At 52.6% G+C, this 7967-nt stretch carries 9 protein-coding genes and 1 rRNA gene; 3 read left to right on the top strand and 7 right to left on the bottom strand.

Annotated features, from left to right (window positions below; all coding sequences use genetic code 11):
* Positions 1 to 20 precede the first annotated feature (20 nt).
* Positions 21 to 1560, bottom strand: a 16S ribosomal RNA gene (locus tag P349_RS00260).
* Positions 1561 to 2032: 472 nt separating this feature from the next.
* Between P349_RS00260 and P349_RS00265 the strand changes: the two genes are divergently transcribed.
* Complete coding sequence (locus P349_RS00265) at positions 2033 to 2587, top strand: gamma carbonic anhydrase family protein (RefSeq protein ID WP_032647896.1); 555 nt, start codon at positions 2033 to 2035, stop codon at positions 2585 to 2587.
* Here the strand turns inward: P349_RS00265 and P349_RS00270 are convergent.
* From P349_RS00270 to dprA, 6 genes are read right to left on the bottom strand one after another with little or no spacing between them, the layout of a single operon-like run.
* Positions 2563 to 2811 (bottom strand): DUF1488 domain-containing protein, encoded by a 249-nt coding sequence (locus tag P349_RS00270; protein ID WP_032647898.1) that lies wholly within the window; start codon positions 2809 to 2811, stop codon positions 2563 to 2565. The two genes, P349_RS00265 and P349_RS00270, sit on opposite strands and share 25 nt — an antisense overlap.
* The gene (gene aroE / locus P349_RS00275; RefSeq protein WP_023309443.1) at positions 2808 to 3626 is read right to left on the bottom strand and encodes a shikimate dehydrogenase; all 819 of its coding nucleotides are present in this window, start codon (positions 3624 to 3626) and stop codon (positions 2808 to 2810) included. Before aroE ends, P349_RS00270 begins: the two co-directional genes overlap by 4 nt.
* 4 nt (positions 3627 to 3630) lie before the next feature.
* Positions 3631 to 4203 carry an L-threonylcarbamoyladenylate synthase type 1 TsaC gene (gene tsaC / locus P349_RS00280; protein ID WP_023309444.1) on the bottom strand — a complete coding sequence of 191 codons (573 nt, stop codon included), beginning with the start codon at positions 4201 to 4203 and terminating at the stop codon, positions 3631 to 3633.
* Positions 4196 to 4750: a DNA topoisomerase family protein gene (locus P349_RS00285; RefSeq protein WP_032647900.1), complete on the bottom strand. Its 555-nt coding sequence runs from the start codon at positions 4748 to 4750 to the stop codon at positions 4196 to 4198. Before P349_RS00285 ends, tsaC begins: the two co-directional genes overlap by 8 nt.
* A gap of 26 nt (positions 4751 to 4776) precedes the next feature.
* The gene (gene smg / locus P349_RS00290) at positions 4777 to 5250 is read right to left on the bottom strand and encodes a DUF494 family protein Smg (RefSeq protein ID WP_008503477.1); all 474 of its coding nucleotides are present in this window, start codon (positions 5248 to 5250) and stop codon (positions 4777 to 4779) included.
* Positions 5222 to 6346: a DNA-protecting protein DprA gene (gene dprA / locus P349_RS00295; protein WP_032647909.1), complete on the bottom strand. Its 1125-nt coding sequence runs from the start codon at positions 6344 to 6346 to the stop codon at positions 5222 to 5224. The genes smg and dprA overlap by 29 nt, the downstream gene beginning before the upstream one ends.
* Before the next feature lie 127 nt (positions 6347 to 6473).
* On the opposite strand from dprA, the gene def reads away from it, so the two are divergent.
* Positions 6474 to 6983: a peptide deformylase gene (gene def, locus P349_RS00300; protein WP_008503479.1), complete on the top strand. Its 510-nt coding sequence runs from the start codon at positions 6474 to 6476 to the stop codon at positions 6981 to 6983.
* A 25-nt stretch (positions 6984 to 7008) separates the two neighbouring features.
* Positions 7009 to 7956 carry a methionyl-tRNA formyltransferase gene (gene fmt / locus P349_RS00305; protein WP_032647902.1) on the top strand — a complete coding sequence of 316 codons (948 nt, stop codon included), beginning with the start codon at positions 7009 to 7011 and terminating at the stop codon, positions 7954 to 7956.
* Positions 7957 to 7967 lie beyond the last annotated feature (11 nt).

Raw genomic sequence — 7967 nt, 5'->3', positions numbered from 1 at the left:
CAAAGGCAGGTTCTTTAAGGTAAGGAGGTGATCCAACCGCAGGTTCCCCTACGGTTACCTTGTTACGACTTCACCCCAGTCATGAATCACAAAGTGGTAAGCGCCCTCCCGAAGGTTAAGCTACCTACTTCTTTTGCAACCCACTCCCATGGTGTGACGGGCGGTGTGTACAAGGCCCGGGAACGTATTCACCGTAGCATTCTGATCTACGATTACTAGCGATTCCGACTTCATGGAGTCGAGTTGCAGACTCCAATCCGGACTACGACGCACTTTATGAGGTCCGCTTGCTCTCGCGAGGTCGCTTCTCTTTGTATGCGCCATTGTAGCACGTGTGTAGCCCTACTCGTAAGGGCCATGATGACTTGACGTCATCCCCACCTTCCTCCAGTTTATCACTGGCAGTCTCCTTTGAGTTCCCGGCCTAACCGCTGGCAACAAAGGATAAGGGTTGCGCTCGTTGCGGGACTTAACCCAACATTTCACAACACGAGCTGACGACAGCCATGCAGCACCTGTCTCAGAGTTCCCGAAGGCACCAAAGCATCTCTGCTAAGTTCTCTGGATGTCAAGAGTAGGTAAGGTTCTTCGCGTTGCATCGAATTAAACCACATGCTCCACCGCTTGTGCGGGCCCCCGTCAATTCATTTGAGTTTTAACCTTGCGGCCGTACTCCCCAGGCGGTCGACTTAACGCGTTAGCTCCGGAAGCCACGCCTCAAGGGCACAACCTCCAAGTCGACATCGTTTACGGCGTGGACTACCAGGGTATCTAATCCTGTTTGCTCCCCACGCTTTCGCACCTGAGCGTCAGTCTTTGTCCAGGGGGCCGCCTTCGCCACCGGTATTCCTCCAGATCTCTACGCATTTCACCGCTACACCTGGAATTCTACCCCCCTCTACAAGACTCTAGCCTGCCAGTTTCGAATGCAGTTCCCAGGTTGAGCCCGGGGATTTCACATCCGACTTGACAGACCGCCTGCGTGCGCTTTACGCCCAGTAATTCCGATTAACGCTTGCACCCTCCGTATTACCGCGGCTGCTGGCACGGAGTTAGCCGGTGCTTCTTCTGCGGGTAACGTCAATTGCTGAGGTTATTAACCTCAGCACCTTCCTCCCCGCTGAAAGTACTTTACAACCCGAAGGCCTTCTTCATACACGCGGCATGGCTGCATCAGGCTTGCGCCCATTGTGCAATATTCCCCACTGCTGCCTCCCGTAGGAGTCTGGACCGTGTCTCAGTTCCAGTGTGGCTGGTCATCCTCTCAGACCAGCTAGGGATCGTCGCCTAGGTGAGCCGTTACCCCACCTACTAGCTAATCCCATCTGGGCACATCTGATGGCAAGAGGCCCGAAGGTCCCCCTCTTTGGTCTTGCGACGTTATGCGGTATTAGCTACCGTTTCCAGTAGTTATCCCCCTCCATCAGGCAGTTTCCCAGACATTACTCACCCGTCCGCCGCTCGTCACCCGAGAGCAAGCTCTCTGTGCTACCGCTCGACTTGCATGTGTTAGGCCTGCCGCCAGCGTTCAATCTGAGCCATGATCAAACTCTTCAATTTAAGTTTGATGCTCGTGAATTAAACTTCGTAATGAATTACGTATGTTCACTCAGAGACTTGGTATTCATTTATTGTCCGAAGACATTAAGAATCCATGTCACTTTGAGTGCCCACACAGATTGTCTGATAAATTGTTAAAGAGCAGTTGCAACGCGGCTTTCGCTCACCGTTGCGAGGTGGCGTATATTACGCTTTCCTCTTTCAGAGTCAACCCGTTATTTCAGGATTTTTTCTCTTCAACCGACCGGGCTGTTTGTGAAGTGATTCACATCCGCCGTGTCGATGGAGGCGCATTATAGGGATCCCATTTTTTAGCACAAGTATTTTTTAGATCTTTTTTTCCGACTGCTGATTTTCCGCGCTTTTCGCTGAAATCCCGCCCGATCTGCTTAAATATTGACGTATTTTGCCTTGCCTCGATCCATTACTATGATCAAAGTCTTCTGTATAGCGCCCATTGTTAGAGGTAGATATGCCCGCAGTATTACGTCCTTATAAAGATATGTTCCCCCAAAAAGGCGATCGCGTGATGATCGATGCCAGCAGCGTGGTGATTGGTGATGTCCGAATGGCCGATGATGTCAGCATCTGGCCGCTCGTCGCCATCAGGGGTGATGTTAACTATGTGTCGATTGGTGCACGTACCAACATTCAGGACGGTTGCGTTCTGCATGTCACGCACAAATCCTCCTATAACCCGGAGGGCAATCCCCTCATCATTGGAGAAGAGGTTACCGTCGGCCATAAAGTGATGCTTCACGGCTGCACGATCGGAAATCGCGTGCTTGTTGGCATGGGGTCGATTTTGCTGGATGGCGTCATAGTAGAAGATGACGTAATGATTGGTGCCGGTAGCCTGGTCCCGCAGAACAAACGACTGGAGAGCGGCTATCTCTATCTGGGAAGCCCGGTAAAACAGATCCGCCCCCTGAAGGAGGCAGAGATCGAAGGGTTAAAATACTCAGCGAACAACTACGTTACGTGGAAGAATGAGTATCTGGATCAGGACAACCAAACCCAGCCCTGATCGTCTTCCTGCTGTTCGCGGATTAAATCGCTGGCTTCCTCTTCCAGATCCCAGCGATTTTCGCAAAATACCGCTATCGGGTTTGAACCGCCAAAACGACGCAGCAGCGTTTCCCCATGAATGGCACAGGTAAGTTGCATACCCTGCACCAGCACCGGAAAACAAACCGCGTGTTTACTCTCATCCCAGCTCTCTCTGTCCGGGAAATGAATAGCCTGGTTCACGCCGAAAGTTCCTGCTTTAACTTTTCAATGACAGGTTCGACCGCAGGCAACACGCCGTGCCAGAGCAGCACCGCATGCGCAGCCTGACCCACCAGCATTCCCAGTCCATCGGCTAACTGTTTCGCGCCGTGTTGTTCACACCAGTTAAGGAAAGGCGTCTTCCCTTTCTGATAAAACATGTCATAGAAGTACATATGCGCGCTGACCAGAGAAGCGGGGATTGCCGGGATCTCACCGTTGATGCCGCTGGACGTGGCATTAATGACAAGATCGAACTCACGATCGGCAAGATCGTCAAGCGCTACCGCGCTCACGCTACCGGTATGCGCAAACAACGCCGCCAGCGCTTCTGCACGGGAAAAGGTTCTGTTGGTAATGGTCACCGCACAGTCCAGTGAAAGCAGAGGCAACAGTACTCCCCGCGATGCGCCGCCCGCACCAATCAGCAGGACCCGGAACCCGGGCTTAATAAATGAAAGTCGTTCCAGATCGCTAAGTAAACCAATTCCGTCGGTGTTATCCCCCAAAAGGCGACCGTCCTCAAGCCGTTTTAGAGTATTGACTGCGCCAGCCAGTGAAGCGCGCTCGGTCAGCTCATCCGCACGTTCGAAGGCTTCTTCTTTAAACGGGACCGTCACATTCGCACCTTTACCGCCCGCGGCGAAAAAAGCCTCCAGCGTTGGAATAAATGCATCCACCGGTGCCAGTACGCGACCATAGGGATGATTTATCTGCAGCTGCTTCGCAAATTGCTGATGAATCAACGGTGATTTGCTGTGCGCAATCGGATTACCAAAAACAGCATAGGTTTCCATGAGATTACCCCTGGCGAAAACGTTCGCCGGTTAAAGCGTCGCGAATTTCAGACGGATTCAGACGCCCTCCCGTTTCACCGACAGCAACAGGGAAGTCATTCCCGAACTGCGCCAGCACTTCTTCGGTTGTCCGACAAGGTGGCAATCCGGTCAGGTTGGCGCTGGTTGAGACCAGCGGTTTACCAAACGCCAGACAAAGCTCAACCACCAGCGGATGGTCAGTGACGCGAACGGCGAGGGAATCAAAGCGTCCGGTTAACCAGCGCGGCGTTGTCGGCTGCGCAGGGAAGACGAAGGTCACCGGTCCAGGCCACGCGGAGAAGATCGTCTCGCGCTGCGCTGGCGTCAGCATGGAGTCATCTATATAGGGTTTAAGCTGCTCGTAATTCGCAGCGATCAAAATCAGCCCTTTCTCGACGGGTCTTTGTTTTAAGGCAAGCAGACGGCTCACAGCCGTCTCGCTGTCAGGATCGCAACCGACCCCAAAAACAGCTTCAGTTGGATAAGCGATGACTTCTTCATTTTTCAGAACATCCACTGCATGCGCAATGGAGCCTGATGGCAGGTTATTATTCACTATTTTGATCCGCCGTAACCGGCTTTCCACATTGTTTACTGGCGCAGAAGCGTTTCATGCCTTGCGCGGTTTTCTTCTCTATGAGTAGCGGATAATTGCAATGAGGGCAGGTTCCCGCTACCGGTTTAAAATTGATAACGAACTGGCATTCAGGATAGCGATCGCACGAATGGAAGGTCTTACCATAACGGGAGCGGCGCTGTACCAACTGACCGCGCTGACACTGAGGGCACGCAATTGCCGTTTCATCAGGCTTATCAATTTGTTCCGTATGCTCGCATTCCGGGTAGCGACTACATCCAATAAACATGCCGAAACGCCCCTGACGCAGGGCTAATTCACCACCGCAGAGTGGACAAGACTGCCCCTCCAGATTTTTAACGATATGTCCATCCGCCTGGCTTTTCAGGGGACGGACATAATCACATTCCGGATAGTGTGAACAACCGAGAAACGGGCCGTGTTTCCCGGACCGAATAACAAGTTCAGCCCCGCACTGCGGGCAGGGCTCGTTTTTATGCACCGTGAATAGTGCTGATTTGGCCATAACAACTCTTGGTGCTGCACATTGAATTAGTGCAGCATACCTTCATTCACTTCAAAGAGTAATTCTTCCATTTGTTGATAGGCATTTTCACAGCCCGGGATATTAAACAGAACCATCAGGATCACCCACTTGAGATCTTCCAGTTCAAATTCTGCTGTATCCAGCGCCATGACGCGCTCTATCACCATTTCTCTCGTTTCGAGGTTCAGCACCTGAATCTGCTCAAGGAATAAGATGAACCCCCGGCAGCTGGCGTCCAGCCTTTCACACTCTTCTGCGGTATAAATGCGTACTGACAATGGGTCGGAAGCAAGCTGCATCGGTTCGGCGAGGCCTTCCTGATAATCAGCCAGTTTTTCCAGCCACATCAACGCATTATAGATATCTTCCCGCTCAAACCCCGCATCGGTAAGATCCTGTGTCAATTTGTCCTGATCCACTCGCATTTCTGCTTCGTTATGGATGTAAGTCTCAAACAAATACATCAGTACGTCGAACATGGCATGCCCTCCTTAATCGGACATAGCCGCCGGGTACAGCTGCGATCCACCCTGCTAACTCCAGTTCGAGTAGCTGTGCTACCGTTACTGGCACAGGTTGGCCGGCACGTTCAGCGACAACGTCAACAGGTGTTACCTCATCTCCTACGTTAGCCAGGAGCTTGGGAAATGGCAATGCCACCTTTCCCTGATCTGATGAATATTGTCGCTTTTCGGGATCTTCCTGCAGCCATTGCAGCCCATATTGCAAATTTTCAAGAATATCCCCTACTTCCGTTACCGGTGTTGCCCCTTGCTTAATCAGCCAGTGGGGACCCTCGCATCCGGGGTTCCCTATCGGACCAGGCAAGGCGAAGACTTCTCGTCCCTGTTCCAGCGCGCATCGCGCCGTGACCAGTGAACCGCTTCGCAGCGCGGCTTCAACCACCAGCACGCCTTTGCTAAGCCCGCTGATAATGCGATTACGACGCGGAAAGTTTGCCGGTCTGGGCTGTGCGGAAAGCGGAAATTCAGACACTATCGCGCCATCAGACTCAATAAGCCGCATCGCCAATGCCTGATGTCGGCGTGGATAAATGCTAAAAAGACCATTCCCCAGCACCGCGACACTTCGTCCTTTAACTGACAGCGCCGCGCCGTGGGCAACGCCATCAATACCACAGGCCAGCCCGCTGGTAATCGTGAAACCACTTTGTGAAAGTTGTTCGCACAGGATTTTCCCCCATCGCTCGCCGTACCATGACGGCGCACGACTGCCTACCACCGCCAGCTGAACAGTTTTGAGCGTCTCAGGGTTACCTTTTATGAATAATGCCCCGGGATAGTCAGGGATCGTGCGGAGTAGAGGGGGATAAAGGGAATGATTGGCCGTTAATAAATGATGTCCCGGCTGCTCAAGCCATTTCAGGCTACGTTCCAGCTCACTCTCATTGAACGCAAAGAATCGTTCAGCCTGCTTTGCTGTCAGTCCAGCATTTCTTAAGGCAAGCATGTCGATGCCTTCCTGCCTCTGCAGTCGTGCAGCCGCTTCCACCATGACATCACCACACAGAGAACCTGTGTGCATAAGCCGTAGCCATATCTCGATTGGCGTCATCCTTTCCCCTGCCATAAGCAGCCTCCGCAATCATTGCGATTGGTCACTGATGCTGTCAATCGATGGGGGATTTGTCTAGAATAGAGGTAGTATTCTTATCAACTCCTGAACACGACTCTGGAAATTTATGGCAGTTTTGCAAGTGTTACATATTCCGGACGAGCGCCTTCGCATCGTCGCTGAACCGGTCAAAGAAGTGAATGCAGAAATCCAGCGTATCGTTGATGATATGTTCGATACCATGTACGCCGAAGAAGGCATTGGCCTGGCGGCGACGCAGGTGGACATTCACAAGCGTATTATCGTGATTGATGTTTCTGAAAATCGCGATGGTCGCCTGGTGCTGATTAACCCTGAGTTGCTCGAAAAGAGTGGCGAAACCGGTATCGAGGAAGGCTGTCTGTCTATTCCTGAACAGCGTGCGTTAGTGCCGCGTGCTGAAAAAGTGAAAATTCGCGCCCTGGATCGTGACGGTAATCCGTTCGAACTGGAAGCAGACGACCTGCTGGCGATTTGTATTCAGCATGAGATGGATCACCTGGTCGGTAAACTGTTTATCGATTACCTCTCGCCGCTGAAACAGCAGCGTATTCGTCAGAAAGTAGAGAAACTGGATCGTTTGCGTTCTCGCGCATAACGTCCCCCCGGATACAAGGATCATCGTGTCTAAAACACTACGTATTATCTTCGCGGGAACCCCTGATTTTGCAGCGCGTCACCTTGACGCGCTGCTATCGTCTGGTCACCAGGTTGTTGGCGTCTTTACCCAGCCGGACCGTCCTGCAGGCCGCGGCAAAAAACTGATGCCGAGCCCGGTCAAGGTGCTGGCAGAAGAGCATGGGCTTCCTGTTTTTCAGCCTGCATCGCTGCGCCCGCAGGAAAATCAGCAGCTGGTTGCTGACCTGAATGCCGACGTAATGGTGGTGGTGGCTTACGGTTTAATTCTGCCAAAAGCTGTGCTTGATATGCCGCGCCTGGGTTGTATCAACGTGCATGGGTCTCTACTCCCACGCTGGCGTGGTGCAGCCCCGATCCAGCGCTCGCTGTGGGCGGGTGATGCCGAAACGGGCGTGACCATCATGAAGATGGACGTAGGTTTAGACACCGGCGACATGCTGTATAAACTGGCCTGCCCCATTACGCCAGACGATACCAGCGCCACGCTGTATGACAAACTGGCAGACCTTGGCCCACAAGGTCTTATCGAGACGCTTCAGCAGCTTGCTGACAATACGGCAAAACCGGAAGTTCAGGATGACGCGCTGGTGACGTATGCCGAAAAACTGAGCAAAGAAGAAGCGCGGATCGACTGGTCCCTGTCGGCCGCTCAACTTGAACGCTGCATCCGCGCTTTTAATCCGTGGCCAATGAGCTGGATGGAGATTGATGAGCAGCCAGTGAAAGTCTGGAAAGCCTCCGTCATTAGCGGTACCACCACGGCTGAACCCGGTACGATTGTTGACGCCAACAAGAACGGGATCCAGGTGGCGACTGCGCAAGGGATCCTGAATCTTGAATCGCTACAACCGGCCGGTAAGAAGGCCATGAGCGCTCAGGATCTGTTAAATTCCCGTCGCGAATGGTTTATTCCGGGCAAGCGTCTTGCCTGAGCAAATTTATT

This window comes from Enterobacter sp. DC4 (assembly GCF_000568095.1).
In the GTDB taxonomy this organism is placed as follows: Bacteria; Pseudomonadota; Gammaproteobacteria; order Enterobacterales; family Enterobacteriaceae; genus Enterobacter; species Enterobacter pseudoroggenkampii.
Note: the sequence above shows the minus strand (reverse complement) of the source record. Positions and strands in the feature narration are given on the sequence as shown.